The organism is Kitasatospora sp. NPDC056531, assembly GCF_042794375.1.
In the GTDB taxonomy this organism is placed as follows: Bacteria; Actinomycetota; Actinomycetes; order Streptomycetales; family Streptomycetaceae; genus Kitasatospora.
Window position 1 is genome coordinate 84,069 of sequence record NZ_JBHTTU010000014.1, and the last position, 23,395, is coordinate 107,463.

The window sequence follows — 23,395 nt, forward strand, 5'->3', positions numbered from 1 at the left end:
CGTCGCCCGAAAACCCTCAAGTCCGGTCCCGTTGGGGCTTGTTCGCCCAGCGCGACTTCCGGCTGCTGTGGGCGGGGCAGACCGTCAGCCGGCTGGGCAGCAGCGTCACCACCGTCGCGCTGCCGCTGGTCGCGGTGCTCACCCTGGACGCCGGGCCGCTCGCCACCGGCCTGCTGACCAGTGCGATCTGGCTGCCGTGGCTGCTGTTCGGCCTGCCGGCCGGGGTGTGGGTCGGCCGGGTGTCCCGGCGGGCCGTGATGATCGGCTGCAACCTCGGCTCCGCCGCGCTGTTCGCGAGCGTGCCGGTGGCGGGCTGGTTCGGTGTGCTCACCATGGCGCACCTGCTGGCCGTGGCCTTCCTCGGCGGGGTCTGCTCGGTGTTCTTCGACGCCGCCGACCAGGCGTACCTGCCCGAGCTGGTGGCGCCGGAGGATCTGATCGAGGGCAACGCCAAGCTGACGGGCAGCGGCTCGGCGGCCGAGGTCGCCGGGCGCGGACTGGCCGGGCTGATCGTCCAACTCGTGGGCGCGGCAGCCGGGTTGCTCATCGACGCGGTGAGCTTCCTGATCGCGGCCGGCACCCTGCTGCGGATCCGTTCCCGGCCGGAGCCGGTGGTCCGCGAGCAGACGGGCATGCTCGGGCAGGTCCGGGAGGGGCTGTCCTTCCTGCTGGGCGACCCGTACCTGCGCGCCTTCCTGTGCTTCGGCGCCGCCGCGAACTTCGCGCTCATGGGCTACCAGTCGATCCTGGCGCTGTTCCTGGTCCGGGCGGCCGGGATCGCCCCCGGCTGGGTCGGCGCCCTCGCCTCCGCCGCCGCGGTCGGCGGAGTGCTCGGCTCGCTGGCGGCCCGCCCGCTGTGCCGCCCGCTCGGGACGGCGCGCGGGACGCGGATCGTGCTGCTCACCGTCGCACCGTTCGGGCTGCTGATGCCGCTGGCCGGGCCGGGCCTGGGGACGGCGCTGTACGTGCTCGGATCGCTCGCCGTCGTCGCGGCGGTGGTGCTCTGCAACATCGTGCTCGGCAGCTTCCGCCAGTCCTACACCCCGCCCGAGCTGCTCACCCGGGTGGCGGCCGGATCGATGTTCGCCGTCCACGCCACCATTCCGCTCGGCGCCCTGGCCGGCGGCGCGCTGGGCGCGGTGATCGGTCTGCGGGCGACGATGTGGGTGATGACCGGCCTGCTCACGCTGGCCGGCACGCTGCCGCTGTTCTCGCCGCTGCGTACCGTCCGGGAGTTGCCGACAGCGCCCCCGGGGACGGGAAAGATCGTAGGATGAATTCCTCCGTACCTTCAGGTTCGTCACCTTCAGGTTCGCCCCACTACCTCCGGACAGATCGCTGATGCCGCTTCCCAAGGCCGAACTCCACCTGCACATCGAAGGCACCCTGGAGCCCGAACTCGCCTTCGCCCTCGCCGAGCGCAACGCCGTCGCGCTCCCGTACGCCGACACCGAGGAGCTGCGGAAGGCGTACTCCTTCAGCGACCTGCAGTCCTTCCTGGACCTCTACTACGCGCTGATGGCCGTGCTGCGCACCGAGCAAGACTTCGCCGACCTCGCCGACGCGTACCTGGCCCGGGCCGCCGAGCAGGGCGTGCGGCACGCCGAGATCTTCTTCGACCCCCAGGCGCACACCGCCCGCGGGGTGCCGCTCGGAGTGGTGGTGGACGGGCTGACGCGGGCGCTGTCGAGCAGCGAGGAGCGGTACGGCATCAGCACCCAGCTCATCATGTGCTTCCTGCGCGACGAGTCCGCCGACTCGGCGCTGGAGACCTTCGAGGCCGCCCGCCCCTACTTCGACCGGATCTCGGGCATCGGCCTGGACTCGGCCGAGGTCGGCAACCCGCCGGCGAAGTTCCGCGAGGTCTACCGGCGGGCCGCCGAGGCCGGCCTGCGCCGCGTCGCCCACGCGGGCGAGGAGGGCCCGGCCTCGTACATCACCGAGGCGCTGGACGTCCTCGGCGTGGAGCGGATCGACCACGGCCTGCGCTGCCTGGAGGACGGCGAACTCGTCGCCCGCCTGGTCCGCGAGCAGATCCCGCTCACCCTCTGCCCGCTCTCCAACGTCCGCCTGCGCTGCATCGACACCCTCGCCGACCACCCGCTGCGCGAGATGCTCGACGCCGGCCTGCTGGTCACCGTCAACTCCGACGACCCGGCCTACTTCGGCGGCTACGTCGAGGACAACTTCCGCGCCGTCCGTCAGGCCCTCGCCCTCGACCAGGAGACCCTGCGCCGGCTGGCCGCCAACTCCTTCCGCGCCTCCTTCATCGACGACCAGCGCCGGGCCGAACTCCTCGCCGAGGTCGAGAAGTTCACCTTCGCCCCGGACGAGGGCTGACCAACCGCGCCGGGGCGGCGGGGACCACCGCCGCCCCGGCCGTGGCAGGTGGGGGCGGCGGAGGTGGATCAGATCAGGGTGCTCCAGTAGTACCAGAACCGGTTGAGGACCAGCAGCGCGATCACCGCGTACCACAGGGCCGGGACGACCCAGTGGTAGCGCGCGGCCTCCCGCACGACCACCCGCGCCTTCGGGCCCACCGGGATCACCCCGCTGCGCAGGTTGTGCAGGGTGGTGTACCAGAACAGCGGGATCACCGCCGCCCACACCACCATGCAGTACGGGCAGAGCGCGCCGATCCGGTACAGCGCCTGGTACATCAGCCAGCTGACGAAGCCGATCCCGAAGACCGTCCCCGCCTGCAGGCCGAGCCAGAACCAGCGCCGGTACGTCGCCCCGGCGAGCAGCCCGGCGCCGACCGCGACGACGACCCCGAAGCCGACCAGGCCGATCAGCGAGTTGGGGAAGCCGAAGGCCTCCGCCTGGTCGCTGCGCATGATCGAGCCGCAGCTGATGATCGGATTGATGTTGCAGTTGGGGACGTACGACGGGTCCTGCAGCAGCCGGATCTTGTCCAGGGTGAGGACCGTCGAGGCGAACAGCCCGACCAGGCCGCCGATCACCAGCAGCCAGGCGAACGGACGGCTCGCGCCGTGGGTCCGCGCGGCGTTCGCCTGCGCGGCGGGGGCGGCGGCCGTCACCCGGTCACCTGCTTGACCATCGCGGTGAACTGCTCGGGGGAGGCGGCCTTGCCGTTGCTGAGGACGTCCAGCTTCTTGCCGTCCAGCTTGACGGTCGGGGTGCCGGTCACGTCGCTCTTGTCGAACTCCTCGTTGACCTTGGCCGCCCAGGGCGCGTAGGTGCCGTCCTGGACGGCCTTGACGAAGGCGTCGGTCTTCAGACCGGGCACCTGGCCGGCCAGGTCGAGAAGGTGGTTGACGTCGCCGAAGGCGTCGCTGCGCTCGTCCGGCTGGTTGGCGTACAGCACGTCGTGGAACTGCTTGAACTTGTCCACGCCCTCGTTGAGCGCGGCACCCGCGGCGGCCAGTGCGGTGCGCGAGCCCTTGCCGCCGAGGTTCTTGTCCAGGAACGTCGCCAGGTGGTACTCGATCTTGTACGTGCCGTTGTCGGCGAGCTGCTGGACGGTCCTGCCGGTGGTGGTCTCCAGCTGCTCGCAGAACGGGCAGCGGAAGTCCTCGTAGACCTCCAGGGTGTGCGGGGCGTCGGCCTTGCCGTAGGTGATCACGGTGCCGTTGCTGCCGGTCGCGTTGGCCGGGACGACCAGCGGGCCGTTCGCGGCGGCGTCGGAGGAGGAGCCGGAGGAGCCGCCGACGGCGAAGGCCACGCCCGCCGCGAGGGCGAGCACGGCGGCGGAGGCGGCGCCGACCACGACCCGGCGGCGAATACGACCGGAGCGCTCGGCCTGGGCGCGGGCGGTGCGCATGCGCTCGGTGGCGGTGCTCTGCTTGTCGGTCTTACGGGTGTTGCTCATGGGGTGTCGTCCTGTGCTCTCGTGTGCTCTCGGACATGCGGAGGTGCGGGCGCGACGGATCGGCGTCCGCGCCGGGGAGAGAGAGGACCGGCCGAGCGGAGGGACTGCTCAGGCGGCCAGGGCGAACACCGGCGGACCACGCCGGACGGCCGGACGGACGGCCACGTCCTCGGCCGGGACCAGCGCGCGGCTGGCCCGGGGGAACGGCACCCGCGCCACCGGACGGGCCGGGACGGGCGTGGCGAGCAACAGCAGCCAGCGGGCGGCGGCCGGAAGGTAGCGCTGCAGGAACTCGCCCAGCATCCGGACCGCGCGGGCGAGCCCGGCCAGGGCGGCGTCCGCGCGGCGCAGCCAGAACGCGCCGGCCAGCGCGATCACCGTGTGCAGCAGCAGGAGCAGCAGGACGCCGGTCTGCTGGGAGACACCGTGGCCGAGCAGGAACCCGCCGAGAGAGCCGCCGCCGCACAGCAGCGGCTGGAAGCCGTGCGCGGCGCCGGGCGGCAGGGAGGGGCAGGTGCTCTGCGCGAGGTCGAACAGTGCGCTGACACCCAGCTCCAACGGCAGGAACACCGCCGCGATCGCCGGGAAGCCGCGCTCGCGGCCGGCCAGGGCGAAGGCGACGACGAACACGGCGACGCCGGCCAGACCCATCGTGCCGACCGGCAGCGCCCGGCCGGTGACCAGCACCTGGCCGAGCCCGGCGAGCACCACGACCAGCGCGGCGAAGACCGCCGCGCGGAGCGTCCTGGTGACCGGGCCGATGTCCATGGCATCCGAGTCTGCCACAGGCCGGACACGGAACGGTCGGCCGGACGGTGGGCTGTGAACAGCCTCACCGCCCGTCCTGAGCTGGGCTTATGTGTTTCTTACGGAGCGTCGTGGGAGTCGCGCCGGTGACCGTCGGCGGTACTCACCCGGGCCTCGACCAGCTCCCGGAAGTGCTCCAGGTCCTCGCGCACCGCCCGCTCGATCGCCCCGGCCTGAGCGAAGCCGCGCGGGCCGCCGAACTCCCGCTGCACCGCCTCCGGGTCGTACTCCACCCGGATCTGCAACCGGGTGTGCCGGGCGTCGAGCGGCAGCAGCGCGAAGGCACCGCGCAGATGGGCGGAGTTCAGCGTCCGCCAGGACATCACCCGGCCCCGGCCGAGATCGGTGATCTCGGTGTCGACCGAGTGCTCGGTACCGCTGACCCGCACCCCGAGATGCGCGAGGTTCCGGCCGTGCGGGTGCGCGCTGCGGACGCCGTCCACGAACTGCGGGTACTCGCGCACCCTGTGCAGCTGCTCCCAGGCGGCGAGGACGGGGGCGGCGATGTCGATCTGTTCCTCAAGAGTGCTCATGAGCCCTCCTCGCTGCGCTGGGCGGGCGTTTCGCACAACGCGCGCCCTTCGATGAATCTTCCCGGGCCTTCGGCCGGGGGACCCTCATGCTGCGCTCGCTCATTGCGGGTCCTCGGGTCCCAGCCTGCTCTTCGGGACAGGGGGAGGCAAAGGGGACTGGGTCAGGTGGTGGGGAGGGACGGTTGACGGAGAAGCGGTGCGGCGCGGGGTGGGGGAGACTGGGCGCATGCCGGAGCTGCCCGAGGTGGAGGCGCTGAGCGCCTTCCTGTCCGAGCGGCTGACCGGGCGGGTGATCGCCCGGGTGCAGCCGGTGGCGATCAGCGCGCTGAAGACGTACGACCCACCGGTGACGGCATTGGAGGGGCGGACGGTCGGGCCGGTGACCCGGCACGGCAAGTTCCTGGACATCGAGGTCGCCGGGCTGCACCTGGTCGTCCACCTGGCCCGGGCCGGCTGGCTGCGCTGGAGGGACAGCCTGCCCGCCGAGCCGCCGCGGCCGAGCCCGAGGAACCCGCTCGCCCTGCGGCTGCGCCTGGAGGGCGAGGCCGGGGACGGCTTCGACCTCACCGAAGCCGGGACGAAGAAGGGGCTCGCCGTCTACGTCGTGAGGGACCCGGCCGAGGTGCCGGGCGTGGCCGGGCTCGGCCCGGACCCGCTCGACCCCGGCTTCACCCTCGACGACTTCGCCGCCCTGATGCGGGGCGGCCGCCGCCGGCTCAAGGGAGTGCTGCGGGACCAGAGCGTGCTGGCGGGCGTGGGCAACGCCTACTCGGACGAGGTGCTGCACGCGGCCCGGATGTCGCCGTACAAGCTGGCGGCCAGTCTGACGGAGGAGGAGACGGCGCGGCTGTACGAGGCGCTCGGCAGCACGCTGCGCGACGCGGTGGAGCGCTCGCGCGGGCTGGCGGCGGGGGAGCTGAAGGCGGAGAAGAAGCTCGGGCTGCGGGTGCACGGGCGGACCGGCCAGCCCTGCCCGGTCTGTGGGGACACCGTGCGGGAGGTGTCCTTCGCGGACTCCTCGCTGCAGTACTGCCCGACCTGCCAGACCGGGGGCAAGCCGCTGGCGGACCGGCGGCTGTCGCGGCTGCTGAAGTGACGCCCCGGGCGGCACGGCGCGCGGCCGTCCCGCCCGGGGCGCTCAGCGCTCGACGGCGTCAGCGCTTGATGGCGACGCCGCCCCAGTAGTACGCCGCCTTCGGGTCGGCCGGCGGCGCGCCGTCCGGGCGCCAGGCGAGGACCGGGGCGACGCCCGGCTCGACCAGCTCCCAGCCGTCGAAGAAGCGGAGCACGTCGTCGTAGCCGCGCGGCACCAGGGTCATCCCGCCGGCCCGGGCCGCCTCGGCGACCTTGCCGACCGCCTCCGGGTCGAAGTCCGGGGTGGGGGTGGTGAGGGCGATGCAGCTGCCGACGGGCAGGGCGTCGCGCAGCGCGGCGACCCGGCCCCACGGGTCGTCCTCGTCGGCGATCAGCATCAGGACGGCGATCATCAGCAGGCCGACCGGCTGGGTGAGGTCCAGGGTGGAGGTGAGCGCCGGGTCGGCGAACAGCTCCGCGGGCTTGCGCAGGTCGGCGTGGATGTAGGTGGTGCGGCTGACCGGGCTGGAGACCATCAGGGCGCGGGCGTGGGCGAGCACGATCGGGTCGTTGTCGACGTAGACCACCCGGGTGCCGGGGCTGACCGCCTCGGCGATCTCGTGGGTGTTCGGCGAGGTGGGGATGCCGGTGCCGAGGTCGAGGAACTGGCGGATGCCGTGCTCCTGGGCCAGGTAGCGGACCGCCCGGCCCTGGAAGGCGCGGTTGGCCTTGGCCATCTCCTTGACGCTCGGCACGGCCTCCTCGATGGCCTGCCCCATGGCGCGGTCCGGCGGGAAGTTGGTCTTGCCGCCCAGCCAGTAGTCGTACACGCGCGCTGAGTGCGGAGTGGTGGTGTCGACGCCGAAACGTTCCCACTGGCTCGGCTCGGCGGCGTCCTCGTCCTGCGGGCCCTGCTGGGGGAAGTCCTGACTTGTCGTCATGGCCACGTCCTCTGATGGCAGATCATCACACCGGGGAGCACAGCGTAGCGGCCTCGGCGGGAAGCCGGGCGTCCGGTCGGGGAAGAGCCGGGGAAGGGTCGGCTGTGCGGGGTGTGCGGCCGGTCGCCTTGGGCCGTCGGAGTGGTGATCGGGTCCGTCGGAGTTGCCCTCGGAGATCGGCGGTGACCGGCGGGGGAAGCATCCAGAATGCTGTCAGATCGTCAGATTAAAGTCCCGGTGACGTCTCGGATCACCTCGCGTAGGTTGTTGCTGGTCGCCGCGGGGATGTCCCTGCTGGGCGCGGCCGCCGGTTGCAAGAGCCCCTGGAACGAGGGGGATCACGCGTCCTCGGCGGCTGGTCCGGAGACCGCGGCGGCGGGTGGGGCCGGCGCGCCGGTGCTCTCGGCCGCGCCGCTCGGAACACCATCGCCGTGGCCGTCCGTCTCGCCCGTCGTGCCCTCACCGGTGCCGCCCTCCGGCCCGGCCTCCGTGCCGGGCCTGGAGCCCATCCGCCGGGTGCTCACCGATGCGGAGAGCAAGCCGGTGTACGAGCTGGACCCGGGGCAGCGGGTGGTGGCGCTCACCATCGACGACGGCCCGGACCCCAGGTACACGCCCACCGTGCTGGAACTGCTCCAGCAGCACGGGATCCGGGCGACCTTCTTCCTGATCGGCGAGAACGTCGTCGAGCACCCGGGCCTGGTGAAGGAGATCGCGGACCGCGGCCATCACATCGCCAACCACACCTGGACCCATCCGGACCTGCGGCACATGTCCGAGGACAAGGTCCGGGACGAGTTGGAGCGCACCTCCGACCTGCTGCACCGGACCACCGGTCGGCAGCCCACCTGGTTCCGGGCGCCGGGCGGGGACTGGTCGCCGGTGTCACTCAAGGTGAGCGCCGATCTCGGGATGCGGAACCTGGGCTGGTCGGTGGACCCGCGGGACTGGGCCCAACCGGGCACCTCGGCGATCACCGACCGGATCCTCAAGGACGTCCGGCCCGGGTCGATCGTGCTCAACCACGACGGTGGCGGGGACCGGTCGCAGACGGTGGCGGCGCTGAGGATCTACCTCCCGGCGCTGATCGACTCCGGGTATTTCTTCACGGCGCCGCCGAACTGACGTGCGGGTTCCGGGAATCGGGCGTCTGATACGGGCAGGCATTGGCGGGTGCGGCGAGTAGCGGCTTTGCCGTTTAAACCACTCGAACGAGTGGATTGAGAGAACCGTTTCTGCGGATTTTGGGCCTCTAGGGTGATCTCGCACCAATTCCTTCGGTACCCCGCGTACCACCTGAAAGGCCCTCACCCATGCGTCTCCGCAATGCCGCGCTCTCCGTCGCCAGTGCCGTCGCCCTCGTCCTCGCCGTTCCGATGTCCGCCAACGCCGCCACCGGTGATTTCCTCTACAAGGTCGGCCCGGGCGTTCCGACCGGCCTCGCCGACCCGGAGAGCGGTAAGTGCGTCGACCTTCCGTTCACCACCGAGAAGGACCCGGGCTTCGCTCCGGAGAACTTCACCACCTCCACGGCGACGGTGTTCCTCGACTTCGGCTGCAACGGTGACACCTTCTACGTCATGAACCCCGGGAAGCGGCTCGGCGACCGGCTGAAGCTGCGCTCGGTGGTCTTCTCCTGACCCATTGACGCTTCTCCGATCCAGCCGGTCTCCGGCGACGTGCGGGGCAGTTCGGCGACCGTCCGGAATCGTCGGGCTGCCCGCCCGGACCGCATGCGCGTAGCGTGACAGGGAGGGGGTCGCCGTCCCGGCTACGGAGGAGGAGTGATGTCCGTACGGGAACTGGATGTGGCGAAGCAGGAGGACTTCGCCGGACGCGTGCTGGAGGTCCTGAACGACGCCTGCCTGGGACTCCTGACCAGCATCGGCCACCAGACCGGGCTCTTCGACGTGATGGCCGGGCTCGCGCCGTCGACCAGTGAGGAGATCGCCCGCGCCGCCGGGCTGAACGAGCGCTACGTGCGCGAGTGGCTGGGCGGCATGGTGGTCGCCGGGTTCGTCGAGTACGACCCGCGACAGCGCGCCTATACGCTGCCGCCCGAGCACGCGGCGTCACTGACCAGAGCGGCCGGCCCGGCGAACCTGGCGGGCATGATGCCGTTCCTCGCGATGATGGGTGAGGTCGAGCAGGAGCTGCTCGGCCACTTCCGCACCGGCGGCGGAATGCCGTACTCGGCCTACCCGCGCTTCCAGCAGCTGGAGGCCGAGGAGACCTCCCGGGTGTACGACCTGGCACTGGTGGACGCGATCGTGCCGATGGTGCCCGGGCTGACCGAGCGGCTGCGGGCCGGGATCGACGCGCTGGACGTCGGCACCGGGCAGGGGCACGCCGTCACCGTGCTCGCCAAGGCGTTCCCCGCGAGCCGGTTCACCGGGATCGACATCTCCGCCGCGGGCGTCGCCGCCGCCCGCGAATCGGCGGCCGAACTCGGCCTCCACAACGCCTGGTTCGAGGTCGCCGACTGCGCCGAGCTGACCGGCAGGTACGACCTGGTCACCGCGTTCGACGTGATCCACGACCTGGCCCGGCCGACCCGCACCCTGGCCGCGATCGCGGGCGCGCTGCGGCCCGACGGCGTCTTCCTGATGGGCGACATCGACGCCAGCAGCAAGCTGGAGGAGAACATCGACCACCCGTTGGCGCCCGCGCTGTACACCTTCTCGACCTTCTTCTGCATGACGGTCTCGCTCGGTGAGGACGGCGAGGGCCTCGGAACGGTCTGGGGCGAGCAGACGGCCCGGCGGATGCTGGCGGAGGCCGGGTTCCGGTTGGTGGACGTGAAGCGCGTCGAGGGGGACGTGCTGAACCTGTACTACCTGGCCCGGCTGGACGGCGGGGCGGGCGGCTGACGGGACCGGCGCGGTTCGGACCGGACGGGAGCGGGCCGGAGTGGACCGGGCCGGACGGTCGGCGTAGCTTCGAACTGTCCGGCCCGGTCGCCGGCGTCTCGCCGTGCCCAGCGCGGCCTGCCCCCGCCCGTGGTCGGGCGCCGCAGCCTGGGCAGAGCGAAGGAGGGCCTGGGATGACCGGCAACGGCTACGCACACCCCGAGGCGCTGGTGCACACCGAGTGGCTGGCCCACCACCTCGACGACGGGACGATCCGGGTCGTCGAGGTGGACGAGGACAGCACCGCCTACGACCGGGACCACATCCCCGGCGCGGTCGGCTGGAACTGGACCACCGACCTGCACAGCCAGGTCGGCCGCGACTACGTCGACCGCGATGGCGTCCAGCGCCTGCTGCGGGCGGCCGGGGTGGAGGACGACACCACCGTGGTGCTGTACGGCGGCAACAACAACTGGTTCGCCGCCTACGCCTACTGGCTGTTGCGGCTGCGCGGCTTCGGGCCGGTGCGGCTGCTCGACGGCGGGCGCAAGAAGTGGGAGCTGGAGGGGCGGGAGCTCACCCGGGAGGTGATGGACTACCAGCACACCGGCTACCGGCTGACCGGGCCGGAGCGGCCCGAACTGCGGGCGCTGCGGGACGAGGTGCTGGCGAAGGCCGAGGTGTTCGCCAAGCCCGGCGCGGACGCGGTGCTGGTGGACGTCCGCTCCCCGGCGGAGTTCCGGGGCGAGCTGATCGCACCGTCGCACCTGCCGCAGGAGCAGGCCCAGGTGCCGGGGCACATCCCCGGGGCGGTCAACGTGCCCTGGTCGCAGGCGGCCAACGACGACGGGTCGTTCCGCTCGGCCGAGGAGCTGCGGGCGCTGTACGGGGGCAAGGGCGTGGAGGCGGAGCGCGAGGTGATCGCCTACTGCCGGATCGGCGAGCGGTCCGCGCACACCTGGTTCGCGCTCACCGAGCTGCTGGGGTACCCACACGTGAAGAACTACGACGGCTCGTGGACGGAGTACGGCTCGTTGGTCCGGGCGCCGGTGGTGCTGGGGGCGTAGCGGAACGCCCGTGAGGTGGGGCGGCCGGCGGGGCGGCCGTTCGGGTGGGACGGCCGTGGGGCGTGGGTGACGGCCGGGACGGGTGACAGTGCTGCGGCGGCGTCATTTCGGCGCGTTTCTTTTCATGAACATCTCACAATCGGGGAGTGGACCCCGGGCCACCGGGACAAGGATCGATCCAACCAATCGTTCCGGTGATCCTGGAGGACCACGTTGCGCAAGAGGCTGATCGTCTCTGCTGCCAGTGCCCTGAGCCTGTTCCTGGCCGTCCCCGCTTCGGCTGCCGACTTCCAACCCGGCGCGGCCGGGGTCGGCGACCCCTACTACCCGACCTACGGCAACGGCGGCTACCGCGTCTCGCACTACGACATCCGGCTGAAGTACCAGCCCGCCACCGACGAACTGGAGGGCACCACCACCATCCTCGCCACGGCGACCCAGGACCTGTCCCGGTTCAACCTCGACTTCGCGCTGAACGTCTCGGAGGTCCGGGTCAACGGGCGGCCCGCGACCTTCGCCACCAGCGGCGAGCAGGAGCTGGAGGTCACCCCGTCCCGGCCGCTGGCCAAGGGCAGCCAGGCCACCGTGGTGGTCCGCTACAAGGGCGTGCCGTCCACCGTGAAGAAGTACGGCTTCACCGCCTGGCTGCGCACGCCGGACGGCGCGGTGGCGGCGGGCGAGCCCGAGTCCGCCTGGTGGTGGTTCCCGAGCAACGACCATCCGAGCGACAAGGCCACCTTCGACGTCTCGGTGCAGGTGCCGGACGGCAAACAGGTGATCAGCAACGGCATCCTGACCGGCACCACCTCACAGGCCGGCTGGACCCGCTACAGCTGGCGTGAGAACAAGCCCCAGGCGACCTATCTGGCCACGCTCGCGGTCGGCAAGTTCGACATCAGCACGGACACCACGCCGAGCGGGCTGCCGGTCTACAACGCGTACAGCAAGGACCTCGGGGACAACGGGGACGCGGCCCGGGCCAGCGTCGAGCGCACCGGCGAGCTGGTGGACTGGCTGAGCGGCATCTTCGGCGACTACCCGTTCAGCTCGGTCGGCGGCTACGTCCCCAACGTCCCGACCGGATTCGCCCTGGAGACCCAGACCCGGGTCTTCTACAGCCCCCGGCAGTTCGCCAAGGGCGCCAACACCTCGGTGGTCGTGCACGAGCTGGCCCACCAGTGGTACGGCGACAGCGTCTCGCTCTCGCGCTGGAGCGACATCTGGCTGAACGAGGGCTTCGCCCGGTACGCGCAGTTCCTCTGGTCCGAGCACGAGGACGAGGGCACCGCGCAGGAGCTGGCCGACTACGTCTACGCCTCGCACCCGGCCGACGACCCGTTCTGGACCGTCAAGCCGGGCGACCCGGGCGCGCAGAACCAGTTCGCGAGCGCCGTGTACGACCGGGGTGCGGTGGCCATCCAGGCGCTGCGCAACGCCGTCGGGGACGAGAAGTTCTTCCAGATCCTCAAGGGCTGGCCCACCGAGCGGCGCTACGGCAACGCGACCATCCCGGAGTTCCAGGCGTACGCGGAGAAGGTCTCCGGGAAGAAGCTCGGCGACCTCTTCAACACCTGGCTGTTCACCGCCGCCAAGCCTGCCGTCGGGCCGGTGCCGGCGGGCACCCCGGCCGCGGCCTCGCTGGCGCCGGGGGCGGACCGGGGTGACGGGCAGCTGCCGGTGGAGCCGAAGTCCTGGAAGAAGATCCAGGACACCAACTCGCTGCACGACGAGCAGCACTGACACCGAGCCGTACCGTCGGGTGACGGGCGCGGCCCGGCCGCTCGTGTAAACGTGAGCGGCCGGGCTACGCCGCTCCGGGGCCGTCCGCCGCCAGGAGTTCGGTGAGGCGGCGGACGGCGAAGGGTATGAGCTCGCGGACCGGGACGAGCCGGCAGGGCGCGTTGCCGACCAGCACCTCGCGGATGCCGGCCTGCTCCTCGAACTCCCGCCCCACAACCGGGAAGTGGGTGTCGTTGTCGTTGCCCACGTCGAGCGTCTCGATCCAGACCCGCTCGCCCTGGATCGCCATCGGGAAGCGGCGCAGCTTGAGCCGGCGGTTGGGGACAAAGGTCTCGGCGTAGTGCAGGAAGGTGTTGCGGTTGTGCCCGACGCCGATCAGCAGCACGTACCCGCCGAGGTCGTGCAGGGCGCCGAAGGGCGACTCCCGGCCGACGGCGAAGCCGAGTGAGCGGCGGGCGGTGACCTCCCGGGCGTGGGCGCCGACGGCGGCGACCGAGGCCTGCGGGTGGGTGCTGCGGAGGCTCTCCGGCAGGGCGCGCAGCGCCTCGGCTATCGCGCCCATCCGGGAGGGCATGTCGGGGTGGAACAGCGGGACGTCGGAGCGGAGTTCGGCGACCTCGGGGGTGGGCACGCCGGTCTGGTCCGGCGCCGGGTCGCAGACCGTGCCGGTGGTGAAGGCGGGCGCCGCGACGGTGCCGCCCGGCCCGACCGCCTCGCGCAGGCTGGCCACCACGGCCTGCGCGCCGCCCTCGACCCGGCCGAGGCTGGAGAGCGAGGAGTGCACGATCAGCGACATGCCCTCGCGGACGCCGACCCGGCGCCAGCCGTCCACGAGTTCGGCGGTGGTGAGTGGGCTGGTGCCCGGTGTGGTCATGGTGTTGCCCCCTGGTGATGGTGCGTCAGGGGGTGACCATAGCGGGCGGCACTGACAATCGGTCGACGGAGGAGGTGCCGCCGGGGGCGGCTGCCGGGCGTTGAGGATTCCCCATGTCTCTCGATATGAAGTATCTTGATGTCGAGATTGATGGTGATCGCGAAACGGGGGACCTGCGCGTGCGGGGGAACGGACTGTTGGCGCAGCTGCGGCGGCCGCCGGGTGGGCGGGACGCGCGGATCATGCTGCTGGCGGAGGGCGTGGACCGGACCGGGACCGGAGTCTGGGCGGCGGCCTCGGTGCTGTACTTCACCTACGTCTGCGGGATGGACGCGGGCCGGCTCGGGCTGCTCCTCGGGGTCGGCGCGGTGGCGGGGATCGCCGGGTCGCCGCTGGCCGGGCGGGCGGCCGAGCGGCTGCCGGTGCGCGGGCTGCTGATCGGCTGCCACCTGTTGCGGCTGGGAACGATGGGCCTGCTGCTGGTGGTCGACCACTACGCCGCGCTGCTGGTGGTCGTCGCCCTGACCTGCCTGGCCGAACGGGGCGCCAAGACCCTGGAGATGCTCTTCGCCACCCGGGTCGCGGGTGATCGGCGCAGCACGTACCAGGCGCTGTTCCGCAGCGTGGCCAACGCCGGGTACGCGGTCGGCGCGGGCGTCGCGGCGATCGGCCTGGCGGTGGGGACCACGACCGCCTACCGCGCGCTGATCGTGGCCAACGCGCTCTCGTACGTCCTGGCCGCGGCGATGATCTGGCGCACCGAGGAGCCGGACGGGCGCGGGCTGGTGACGGCTTCCGCCGAGTCGGTGAACGGAGCGGCTGCCGGACCGACGGTCGGTGGGCCGTCGGCGGGCGAGCCGTCCGCCGTGCCGAGCCCCTGGCGGGACCGCGGCTACCTGCTGTTCGTCCTGCTGGACCTGCCGATGTGTCTGGACGACTCGATCCTCAACGTCGGCCTGCCGCTCTGGCTCATCCACCACACCGACGCCCCGCACGCCGTCGTCCCGGTCTTCCTGACCCTCAACACCGTGCTCGTCGTGCTGCTGCAGATGCGCGTCTCCGCCTGGGCCGAGCGCCCGCGCGGGGCGACCACGGCGGTGGGCTGGTACGGGCTGCTGCTGCTCGCGACCTGCGTGCTGATCGCGCTCTCGACCGGCGGCGGCCCCTGGAGCGCCACGATCGCCCTGCTGGCCGCCGCGGCGCTGGTCACGCTGGCGGAGCTGATGCGCTCGGTCAGCTCCTGGGAGCTGGCGGTCAGCCTGGCGCCGCCGCGCGCCCGGGCCTCGTACCTGGGGGTGGCGGGGATGTCCCAGTCGGTGCAGAAGTCGGTGGGCCCGATGCTGCTGACCGGCGCGGTGATGGTGGCCGGCCCGGTCGGCTGGCTGGCGCTCGGGGCCGCGTCCACCGGCCTCAGCCTGGTCCAGCGCCGGGCGAGCCTGCGACGGCTGGCGGTGGTGGCGGCGCCGGAACGGGCTCCGGTGGGCGTGGGATGACCCGACCCGACGTCCGACGTTCGGCGCCGGGGAGCTGACTTCCGGCCTGGCGACGGGACCGGCGCCTCGTCGTCGGACTGCCGCAGCCGGCCCCTCGGACGGCGGCGGGCGCCGTTCGCGGGGCCGGCGAAGCCGCCGTCGACCTGCTCGGTCGGCTGCCCCCGGTGGGGGTGCGCCGTTGTGGGTGGTGTGCCGGGTCGGGTGTGGGGGAGGTCATCTTCCGGAGCGGGAAGGGCGGTTGGGCGTGATCCGGGCTGAGCCGGCGGCGGTGGCGGCCGCGGAGGGCGGTGGTGACGGCGAGGTGGCCGCCGTCGGCGGCGCGTCCGCGGTGCCCCCGGTGGGCCGGGGTGTCCGCACGCGGGCCGAGTTGACCAGCAGGGATCCGGTGACTGCCGCGGCGCCGGTGAGGGCCGCGAACACCGTGGCGGAGGTGGCGATTCCGGCGGCGTCGCTCAGGTAGCCGGTGAGGATGGGCAGGATGCCGGCGAACAGGTAGCCGCCCGCGCTGAGCGCCGCGTTGGCCTCGGCGAGGCGGGTGGGGGTGACCTCGGTTCCCAGGCGGGAGAAGCCGCCGTACTGGCCCATGCCCTGGCCGATGCCCGCGAGGACCGCCGCGACGGACAGCAGGGCGAGGGAGTGGGTGCGGACGGCGGTGGCGGTGCAGAGCATGGCGATCCCCGTGACGACGCCCGCGATGGTGAGGATGCGCCCGAGCGGCAGCTTCTTGATCGCGAACTGGATGCCGGTGGACGCTCCGAACATCATGAAGCCGATCCCGCCCGTCACCAGGCGGTTGCCGGTGTGCAGGAGCGAGCCGAGCAGGATCGGTCCCAGGGCGAGCAGCAGGGACGTGCCCGTCATGCCGGGGATGTAGGCCATCAGGCTGGTGGCCAGGCCGCGGCGGTTGACGCGGGGGACCGACGGCAGGCGCAGCCATCCCGCGGTGGGCGCCTCCCGGGAGGCGGGCGCGGGTGGCAGGTGGAGGCTGTGGACGACGGCCAGGGCGGTCAGGAGCAGGACGCCTTCGAGGACGAACACGGTCACGGTGGGCGCCGCCCAGTACTGGGAGACGCTGCCGCCGAGCAGGGGGCCGGTCGCCAGGCCGGTGCCGATGGCCACCGACCCGGCGAGGACCGCCTGCGGGCGCCGCTCGGGCCCTCCGACGTGGGCGACCGCCGCCGTCCCGGCCGAGAGCGCCGCGCCGACCGCCACACCGGTGAGCAGTCGCGCGACGATCAGGGTGAGGACGTGAGCGGCCGTCATGAACAGGGCGCAGGAGGTCAGGCCGGCGGCCAGGGCGGGGACCAGGACGCGGCGGGTGCCGTACCGGTCGGCCAGGGCTCCGGTGAAGGGCAGGGCGAGGAGCAGGCCGCCGATGTAGGCCGCGAAGACGACGGTCTCGGTGCCGGTGGAGAAGCCGATGCGTTCCTGCCAGACGCCGAGCAGCGGGGTGGGGATGTTGGACAGCATGAACACGGCGGTGATCGGCCAGGCCGCCGCCCACACCGCCCAGGCCGGCGCCTGCGTTTCGCGGTTCACCTCTGGTCTCCCTGGATGCCCCGGCCTTCAGGCCGGGGAGGAATGGCTCCTTGGCTCGGAGCCGCGAAGCGGCGGAGTGATCTCCGGAGGTACTGACATGAGTCGTTGTCAGCGCCTGTCGGTAGGTTGATCGTGTGCATCTGAGGTGCTCCTATCGCATCTACCCGACGGCTGGTCAGCGCGCTTCGCCGGCCCGGACGTTCGGGTGTGCGCGCGTAGTGTGCAACGACGCGCTCGCGGTACGGAAGGAATCCCGGAAAGCCGGGCGGCCGCACCCCAAGAGCACCGATCTTCAGAAACTGGTGATCACGGCGGCGAAGAAGACCCCGGAGCGGGCGTGGCTCGCCTCGGTGGGTGTGGACCCGCTGATCCAGTCCTTGCGGGATTTGGACACCGCGTACCGGAACTTCTTCGCCTCGGTGTCCGGTAAGCGCGCGGGGCGTCCGGTCGGGCTGCCCCGGTTCAAGTCGAAGAGGGACAACCGGCTGTCGCTGCGGTTCACCCGCAACGGGTTCCGCATCCGGGGCAACGGGAAGCTGAACCTGGCGAAGATCGGGGACGTGCGGGTGAAGTGGTCTCGGGCACTGCCCGCCGATCCGTCGTCCGTGACGATCACGCTGGACCCGTCCGGCCGGTATCACGCGAGCTTCGTCGTGGATGTCGAACCGGACGTGCTGCCCGAGGTCGATGCCGAGGTCGGCATCGACCTCGGGCCGACCACCTACGCCGTCCTCTCCGACGGCAGCGTGATCGACAACCCGCGCTTCCTCCGCAGGGCGGAGAAGAAGCTGAAGGCCGCGCAGCGGGAGCTGTCCCGCAAGGCCAAGGGGTCGAAGAACCGGGCGAAGGCCCGCATCAAGGTTGCCAAGGCCCATGCCAAGGTGGCCGACACCCGCAGGGACTGACTGCACAAACAGACCACCAGGATCATCCGCGAGACCCAAACGGTGTACCTGGAGGACCTGAACGTGCGCGGCCTCGCCCGAGGCCGCGTGGCCAAGTCCGTGCACGACGCCGGATGGTCCACCTTCCGGCGACTGCTGGAGGAGAAGGCAGCCCGGTACGGGCGCCACGTCGGCATCGTGCACCGCGCGTTCCCGTCCTCCCAGCTCTGCTCGGAGTGCGGGCACCGTGACGGGCCCAAGTTGCTCGCGGTCCGCGAGTGGGTCTGCGGGGCGTGTGGTGTGTGGCATGACCGTGACCTCAACGCTGCTCGGAACATCCTGGCCGCCGGGCAGGCGGACAGGCTAAACGCCCTTGGAGGGCCGGTGAGACCCGGCGTGGCGATCCCACGCCAGGCACGGCCCGTCGAACGGGGAACCCGCCTCGGCGACCAGCGGACCACGCGTGACCGTGCCGCAGACGCGGGAGGAATCCCCGTCCACCAGGGCGGGGAGGATGTCAAAGGCCGCGGAGGATCGGGAGCAGTTCCTGCCCGGTCCGCCGCAGCGCGGTGCGGTAGCCGGCCTCCGTCAGTTCGTCGGTGGGAAGGCGCAGGATCAGGTGGCGGGCGCCGTTCCTGATGTACCGGTTGAGCCAGTCGGCGACCTCCTGCGGGGTTCCGCCGAAGATCCCCTGGGTGGTGCGCATGGTGGTGAGGGGGAGGCCGTAGTAGGCGTCGAAGTAGGACCACAGGGTGTCCTCGGCCCGCTGACGGTCGCGGTTGACCGCGACGGAGAGGTAGACGGCGCCGGTGACCGCCTCGGCGGGGCGGCCTGCCTCCTGGCGGGCGGCGTCGACCTGGTCCCAGCCTTCGCCGTACTTCTCGGGGGTGGTGGAGGTAGGCATCCAGCCGTCGAAGCGCCGGCCCGCCCGCCGCAGCATCTTGGGCCCGGAGTGGGCGATCCACAGCGGGGGGCCCTGCGGCTGGTGCGGCAGGGGCAGCAGGGCCGCGTCCTGGAGCCGGTAGTGCTGTCCCTCGTACGAGACGGGCTCGCCGCGGGCGGCCCACAGGGCCTGGCATATCTCGACGGTCTCCCGCATCCGCCCGAAGCGGGTGGTGAAGTCCAGCCCGTAGTTGGCGAATTCGCGTTCCGTCCCGGGGGAGGCGAAGCCGGATCCGATGCCGGCGATGAGCCGGCCGCCGGAGATCCGGTCGAGGCAGGCCAGTTCGTGCGCCAGGTGGACGGGAGGGCGCAGCGGCATGAGGACGGCGGTGCCCAGCTGGAGGCGTTCGGTGGCGGTGGCGGCCGCGGCGAGGGCGAGCAGCGGGTTCATCCGCGAGCGGGCGAGAGGGGATTCGCCGGCCCAGATGGAGTCGAAGCCGGACTCCTCGGCCAGGGCGGCGATGGAGGCGAGGTTGGCGGGGTAGGGGCCCTCGTCGATGACGCATTCGCGTCCGGGGAGGACGATGCCCACCTTGAGGTCGGTCACAGGTCCCACCCCCGAGCGGGGACGAGGCCCTCGATCTCGACGAGGAGGTCGTCGCGGCAGACGGCGACGTTGAGGTACTTCACGTCGACACCAAGACCAAGCTTCTCTTCACAGACCGCGCGTACCGCCGGAATGTCGCCCTCATGTCGTACGTATGCCTTGATCATCCGGAGGTCTTTCAGGTCGTGGCCCGCGTCGATGCCCTGGGTGGCGAGGTTCTCGCGGGAGATCAGGTGGGCGATGTTGTCGAGGGTTTCCCGGGTCTGGGCCCGCACGTCGCCGTGGTGGACGGTCTCGTGGCCGAGGATGGACGCGGTGCCGGAGACGTAGAGCGTGTCGTCCAGGAGGGTGGCCCGGGCGAAGCTCGGCGACTTGGGACCGTACTGGTCGGGGTAGTGGTAGGCGGACGTCTGCCGGCTGTTCTCCATGTGCCGGGGCACTCCTCTTCTCGTCGCCAGCAGGAAGAAGGCGATGCCGCGGCCCTGGGTGCCGATTCCGGTGGCGGCGGGGAGCTGGGCGGTGCTGTCCCCCATGTAGGTGTGGAACGCCTGGGCGCGGCCCCGGACGAAGTCCTGGTAGACCTCCATGCCCTCGGCGTTGGTGCCGACGATGTCGCCGACGAAGTTCCACATCCGGAAGATGTGGCTGTAGTCGAGGTGGTTGACCAGGGCGAAGGCCTTCTCGTAGAGGGCGCGCACCGGGGGTGTGTAGACGTCCTGTTCCGGGAGGAGTCCGGCGACGAAGAGGTGGCGGCCGTCGTGGGCGTAGGCGTTGTCCTCGCGCAGGACCCAGCGCGGCCGGTCCGCCACGGTCCACACCTCGCGGAAGGCGTCGCCACCGGTGACGGCCATCGGAACGGTCAGGTCGGGGTGGCCGTGCTGGAAGCGGCTGAGGCCGGCGGTGTCGCCGTAGGTCACCGTGGCCAGGACGTGGCGCTCCCGTTCCGGGGCGGGTGACTGATCGATCGGGGTGAAACGGGCGCGGATGCTCATGTCGGCGGCGTCCTTCGATGCGGTGGGCGGTGCCGTGGTCGGCGGAGCGGATGGAGCACGAGCCGGCGCGGTCGAAGCCGTTGGTCGTCTGAGGCTTGCGGGCGGTGCGTCCATCGAAGAGATTGCTTGTACGTGCAACAAGACTTGGCCCGTAAATCTTCGAAAAAGCAAACTCTGGGGCGCCAGGATCTTGCATGCGCATGTACTCTTCTGTCAAGCAACACCCTTGCAACGGAGGCACCTATGGCAACTTCATCCCACGCGCCCCTACGCACCTCCGACCAGGCCGCATGGAACCGGGTGCTCGCGCTCCACGCGTACGTGGAGCGTGAACTGGCCCTGGCCCTGCAGCGGCGGCACGGGATCGGACTGTCGGAGTACCGCTCGCTGGAGCACCTGCACCACTCCAAGACGAGCGAACTGCGCATGCAGGACCTGGCCGACAAGGTCGGGCTGGGGCAGTCGTCGGTGACGCGCCTGGTGGGCCGCCTCGAAACGGCGGGCTTCGCCTTCAAGGACCTGTGTCCGTCGGACAAGCGCGGCGTCTACGCGGTCATCACGGACGAGGGGCGCCAGCGCTACCAGGCCGCGCGCGCCACCTACGCGGAGGTCCTGTCGTCCGCGCTGAACACCTTCACCGCCGACCCCGAGCTGGGCCCCACGGTCCAGGCCCTCCGCGCGACCCAGGTCTGATCCGCACCGGCTCGGCCGGCCCGTCCCGACTCCGGCCCCGAACGCACTCCGCGTTCGGGGTTTTTGCTTGGACATGCAACTGCGGTGTCCTGCGTCACACTCACTTCGCCAAGTGCATGCTTGACCAAGCATCCACTTGCCCAGGTACCGTCAACCTCGACACCGCACGATTCGAACAGTCGATCGGTACCTGTTGCCGGCGGCTGAGCCGACCGCGAGGAATCCCGCCGTGCCATCGTCCCTCCTGGCCGAGACCGTCGCCGCCCACGGCGAGGACCGGCCCCACCACATCGCGCTCCACTTCAACGACCAGGCCGTCACCTACGGCCGGCTGAACGACCTGACCCGGAGTCTGCGCGGACACCTGTCGCAGCTGAACCTCCCGGCAGGCAGCACCGTCTGCGTGCCGGCGCACAAGAACCCGCAGACCGTCGCGCTGCTGCTGGCCGTCTTCCACGAGGGCCACATCGCCCTCGCCCCCTCCCCGGACCTGGGCGACGCCGCGCTGGAGCGCCTGGCACACCAGGCGCGGGTCTCCCACCAGCTCACCGCCACCGCCGACGGCGAACTCACCGCGACGCCGGTGCCGGCGGACGAGGGCGAGGCGGAGGGATTCGCGGTGCCGGATCCGGCCCGGACCCGCTTGCTGCTGACCACCTCGGGGTCGACCGGGACACCCAAGATCGTTCCGATCGAGACCGCCGGGTTCGACGTCTTCACCGACTGGGCCGTCGGCGAGTTCGCCCTGACACCCGACGAGACCGCGCTGTCGTACGCACCCCTCAACTTCGACCTCGCCCTGCTCGACGTCTGGACCTTCCTCCGGCTCGGAGCGTGCGTCGTCCTGGTGGAGCAGCAGCGGGCGACCGACGCCGCGCACCTGGCCGCGCTGGCCGCCCGGCACGACGTCACCTTCGTCCAGGGCGTGCCGATGATGTACCGGCTGCTCCTGGAGCCCGGCGGCACCTTCGCCGCCGTGCGTCACGCGATCTTCACCGGCGACCGGATGCCGGCCGACCTGCTGCGACGCGTCGCGCCGGCCTTCCCCCGGGCCGCCTTCCACAACGTGTTCGGCTGCACGGAGACCAACGACTCCTTCATCCACCGCGTCGACCCCACCGCCGTGGACGGCCCGATGCCCATCGGCCGTCCCGTCCGCGGCACCGACGCCCTGGTCGTCAATGCCGAGGGCGAGGTCCTCGCCTCGGCCGGCACCGGCGAACTCCTGGTGTCCACGCCGTTCCAGACCGGCGGCTACCTGCGCCGGGACCTGAACGACGCGGTGTTCACGCACCTGGAGGGCCGGGTCTTCTACCGCACCGGCGACATCGTCACCCGCACCACCGAGGGCCTGTACTTCCTCGAAGGGCGCGCGGACTGGCACGTGAAGGTCCGGGGCGTCCGCACGAACCTGCAGGAGGTGGAGAACGTGATCGCGGCCCACCCGGACGTCGCGGAGGCCGTGGTCGTGCCGCTGCCGGACCCGCAGGCCGGCGTCCGCCTGCACGCCCACGTCACCCACCGCCCGGGCAGCGGCCTCACCGGTCTCCGACTGCGCACCCACCTGGGCCGGCAGCTGCCGCGCCACGCCATCCCGGCCTCGGTGCACCTGACCGCCGCTCCGCTACCCCGCACCTCGACGGGCAAGCCCGACCGAAACCTGATCAAGCAGAACCGCCTGAAGGAGAGCGACGCATGAGCACCACAGCCATCGCCACTGAGGTCCGCGCCTACGTCGTGGCCCAGTTCCTGGCCGGGGAGGACGTCTCGGACCTCACCGGTGACTACGACCTGCTCGACTCCGGAGTCATCGACAGTCTCGGCCTGGTGAAGATGCTCGGGCACCTCACCTCGGCCTATCAGATCCCCGTCGACGACATCGACTTCGGCCCGGACGACTTCCGAACCCTCGACGCCATCGTCGCCATGATCGCGGAGCACCGTCCGGCCGCGGCCGTCTGACCGACCGCTCCGCCCGGTCCGGCCGACCGCGCGGCGTCCCGTCCGACGACTGCGCCGTCCCGCCCGACCGACCGCACCGAACCGCCGTACAACCCGACCCCGAAGGAGAACCAGAGAGATGTTCACCCGCAGCCTCGATGACGTCGCCCCTGTCGAGTGGGGCAACGGCCTGAGCTACCGACTCCTGACCAAGCGCGACGGCATGGGCTTCGCCGTCGCGGACACCCTCGTGCGCAAGGGCACTTCGAGCGCCCTGCAGTACCGCCACCACCTGGAGGCCTGCTACTGCATCGGCGGCTCCGGCGAGGTCGTGGAGAAGGACGGCACCCGCCACAAGATCGTCCCCGGCACCATCTACGTCCTCAACGAGCATGACCCGCACTACCTGGTGGCCTCCGCCGACGAGGACCTCCACCTGGTGTCGATCTTCAACCCGCCGATCAACGGCGACGAGAAGCACACCCTGTCCGAGGACGGGTTCTCCCAGTACTGAGCCGCCCCACCGGCCGCCAGCCCACCAGTCCCGGGGGGGGCCCCCCCCCCCCCCCTGGTTTGGCTCTGGTGAGGGTCACCGCCTGGAAGCGTGGGAGTGGCCACACCCGCAAGCAATACGAACCCCCATAACC

22 protein-coding genes and 1 pseudogene are annotated in these 23,395 nt (G+C 71.7%); 14 read left to right on the forward strand and 9 right to left on the reverse strand.

The window, feature by feature from the left end:
- Positions 1-38 precede the first annotated feature (38 nt).
- Together ACFQ87_RS15925 and ACFQ87_RS15930 are read left to right on the forward strand one after the other, a co-directional pair.
- Positions 39-1,277: an MFS transporter gene (locus ACFQ87_RS15925; protein ID WP_380611360.1), complete on the forward strand. Its 1,239-nt coding sequence runs from the start codon at positions 39-41 to the stop codon at positions 1,275-1,277.
- A 64-nt stretch (positions 1,278-1,341) separates the two neighbouring features.
- Positions 1,342-2,340 carry an adenosine deaminase gene (locus tag ACFQ87_RS15930; protein WP_380611361.1) on the forward strand — a complete coding sequence of 333 codons (999 nt, stop codon included), beginning with the start codon at positions 1,342-1,344 and terminating at the stop codon, positions 2,338-2,340.
- Positions 2,341-2,408: 68 nt separating this feature from the next.
- Here the strand turns inward: ACFQ87_RS15930 and ACFQ87_RS15935 are convergent, their stop codons facing one another.
- The 4 genes from ACFQ87_RS15935 to ACFQ87_RS15950 form a co-directional block, all read right to left on the reverse strand.
- Entirely contained in the window at positions 2,409-3,041 is a 633-nt protein-coding gene (locus ACFQ87_RS15935) for a vitamin K epoxide reductase family protein (protein ID WP_380611362.1), read from the reverse strand.
- Complete coding sequence (locus tag ACFQ87_RS15940; protein ID WP_380611363.1) at positions 3,038-3,832, reverse strand: DsbA family protein; 795 nt, start codon at positions 3,830-3,832, stop codon at positions 3,038-3,040. Before ACFQ87_RS15940 ends, ACFQ87_RS15935 begins: the two co-directional genes overlap by 4 nt.
- 108 nt (positions 3,833-3,940) lie before the next feature.
- Complete coding sequence (locus tag ACFQ87_RS15945; protein ID WP_380611364.1) at positions 3,941-4,600, reverse strand: hypothetical protein; 660 nt, start codon at positions 4,598-4,600, stop codon at positions 3,941-3,943.
- Between the two features lie 98 nt (positions 4,601-4,698).
- Complete coding sequence (locus ACFQ87_RS15950; protein ID WP_380611365.1) at positions 4,699-5,172, reverse strand: SRPBCC family protein; 474 nt, start codon at positions 5,170-5,172, stop codon at positions 4,699-4,701.
- A 226-nt stretch (positions 5,173-5,398) separates the two neighbouring features.
- Here ACFQ87_RS15950 and ACFQ87_RS15955 point away from each other — a divergent pair, with 226 nt between their 5' ends.
- The gene (locus ACFQ87_RS15955) at positions 5,399-6,268 is read left to right on the forward strand and encodes an Fpg/Nei family DNA glycosylase (RefSeq protein ID WP_380611366.1); all 870 of its coding nucleotides are present in this window, start codon (positions 5,399-5,401) and stop codon (positions 6,266-6,268) included.
- Positions 6,269-6,326: 58 nt separating this feature from the next.
- On the opposite strand, the gene ACFQ87_RS15960 is transcribed toward ACFQ87_RS15955, so the two are convergent.
- Entirely contained in the window at positions 6,327-7,187 is an 861-nt protein-coding gene (locus tag ACFQ87_RS15960; RefSeq protein WP_380611367.1) for an SAM-dependent methyltransferase, read from the reverse strand.
- A gap of 267 nt (positions 7,188-7,454) precedes the next feature.
- On the opposite strand from ACFQ87_RS15960, the gene ACFQ87_RS15965 reads away from it, so the two are divergent.
- The 5 genes from ACFQ87_RS15965 to ACFQ87_RS15985 all read left to right on the forward strand — a co-directional run bounded on the left by ACFQ87_RS15965 (position 7,455) and on the right by ACFQ87_RS15985 (position 12,843).
- On the forward strand, positions 7,455-8,312 hold the full coding sequence (locus tag ACFQ87_RS15965) for a polysaccharide deacetylase family protein (RefSeq protein ID WP_380611368.1): 858 nt from the start codon (positions 7,455-7,457) through the stop codon (positions 8,310-8,312).
- Positions 8,313-8,500: 188 nt separating this feature from the next.
- Complete coding sequence (locus ACFQ87_RS15970; protein ID WP_380611369.1) at positions 8,501-8,827, forward strand: hypothetical protein; 327 nt, start codon at positions 8,501-8,503, stop codon at positions 8,825-8,827.
- A 147-nt stretch (positions 8,828-8,974) separates the two neighbouring features.
- A complete protein-coding gene (locus ACFQ87_RS15975) occupies positions 8,975-10,057 on the forward strand; it encodes a class I SAM-dependent methyltransferase (RefSeq protein WP_380611370.1) in 1,083 nt (360 codons plus the stop codon).
- A 173-nt stretch (positions 10,058-10,230) separates the two neighbouring features.
- Positions 10,231-11,103: a sulfurtransferase gene (locus ACFQ87_RS15980; protein WP_380611371.1), complete on the forward strand. Its 873-nt coding sequence runs from the start codon at positions 10,231-10,233 to the stop codon at positions 11,101-11,103.
- Positions 11,104-11,316: 213 nt separating this feature from the next.
- On the forward strand, positions 11,317-12,843 hold the full coding sequence (locus ACFQ87_RS15985; protein WP_380611372.1) for a M1 family metallopeptidase: 1,527 nt from the start codon (positions 11,317-11,319) through the stop codon (positions 12,841-12,843).
- Positions 12,844-12,907: 64 nt separating this feature from the next.
- Here ACFQ87_RS15985 and ACFQ87_RS15990 read toward each other — a convergent pair whose 3' ends face one another.
- On the reverse strand, positions 12,908-13,717 hold the full coding sequence (locus ACFQ87_RS15990) for an aminoglycoside N(3)-acetyltransferase (protein WP_380611373.1): 810 nt from the start codon (positions 13,715-13,717) through the stop codon (positions 12,908-12,910).
- Between the two features lie 179 nt (positions 13,718-13,896).
- Between ACFQ87_RS15990 and ACFQ87_RS15995 the strand changes: the two genes are divergently transcribed.
- Positions 13,897-15,210: an MFS transporter gene (locus ACFQ87_RS15995; protein WP_380611374.1), complete on the forward strand. Its 1,314-nt coding sequence runs from the start codon at positions 13,897-13,899 to the stop codon at positions 15,208-15,210.
- 213 nt (positions 15,211-15,423) lie between these two features.
- Here ACFQ87_RS15995 and ACFQ87_RS16000 read toward each other — a convergent pair whose 3' ends face one another.
- Complete coding sequence (locus ACFQ87_RS16000) at positions 15,424-16,749, reverse strand: MFS transporter (RefSeq protein WP_380611375.1); 1,326 nt, start codon at positions 16,747-16,749, stop codon at positions 15,424-15,426.
- Positions 16,750-16,883: 134 nt separating this feature from the next.
- Here ACFQ87_RS16000 and ACFQ87_RS16005 point away from each other — a divergent pair.
- Positions 16,884-17,918: pseudogene (locus tag ACFQ87_RS16005) on the forward strand (RNA-guided endonuclease InsQ/TnpB family protein); the annotation flags it as partial.
- A 232-nt stretch (positions 17,919-18,150) separates the two neighbouring features.
- Here ACFQ87_RS16005 and ACFQ87_RS16010 read toward each other — a convergent pair.
- Positions 18,151-19,122, reverse strand: a complete 972-nt coding sequence (locus ACFQ87_RS16010) for an LLM class flavin-dependent oxidoreductase (protein ID WP_380611376.1) — start codon at positions 19,120-19,122, stop codon at positions 18,151-18,153.
- Entirely contained in the window at positions 19,119-20,114 is a 996-nt protein-coding gene (locus tag ACFQ87_RS16015; RefSeq protein WP_380611377.1) for an FkbO/Hyg5 family chorismatase, read from the reverse strand. Before ACFQ87_RS16015 ends, ACFQ87_RS16010 begins: the two co-directional genes overlap by 4 nt.
- Before the next feature lie 243 nt (positions 20,115-20,357).
- On the opposite strand from ACFQ87_RS16015, the gene ACFQ87_RS16020 reads away from it, so the two are divergent.
- The 4 genes from ACFQ87_RS16020 (at position 20,358) to ACFQ87_RS16035 (ending at position 23,262) form a co-directional block, all read left to right on the forward strand.
- Positions 20,358-20,807 carry a MarR family winged helix-turn-helix transcriptional regulator gene (locus tag ACFQ87_RS16020; protein WP_380611378.1) on the forward strand — a complete coding sequence of 150 codons (450 nt, stop codon included), beginning with the start codon at positions 20,358-20,360 and terminating at the stop codon, positions 20,805-20,807.
- 229 nt (positions 20,808-21,036) lie between these two features.
- Positions 21,037-22,506 (forward strand): AMP-binding protein, encoded by a 1,470-nt coding sequence (locus ACFQ87_RS16025; RefSeq protein ID WP_380611379.1) that lies wholly within the window; start codon positions 21,037-21,039, stop codon positions 22,504-22,506.
- On the forward strand, positions 22,503-22,769 hold the full coding sequence (locus ACFQ87_RS16030) for a phosphopantetheine-binding protein (protein WP_380611380.1): 267 nt from the start codon (positions 22,503-22,505) through the stop codon (positions 22,767-22,769). Before ACFQ87_RS16025 ends, ACFQ87_RS16030 begins: the two co-directional genes overlap by 4 nt.
- Before the next feature lie 118 nt (positions 22,770-22,887).
- A complete protein-coding gene (locus tag ACFQ87_RS16035; RefSeq protein WP_380611381.1) occupies positions 22,888-23,262 on the forward strand; it encodes an ectoine synthase in 375 nt (124 codons plus the stop codon).
- Positions 23,263-23,395: the final 133 nt, after the last annotated feature.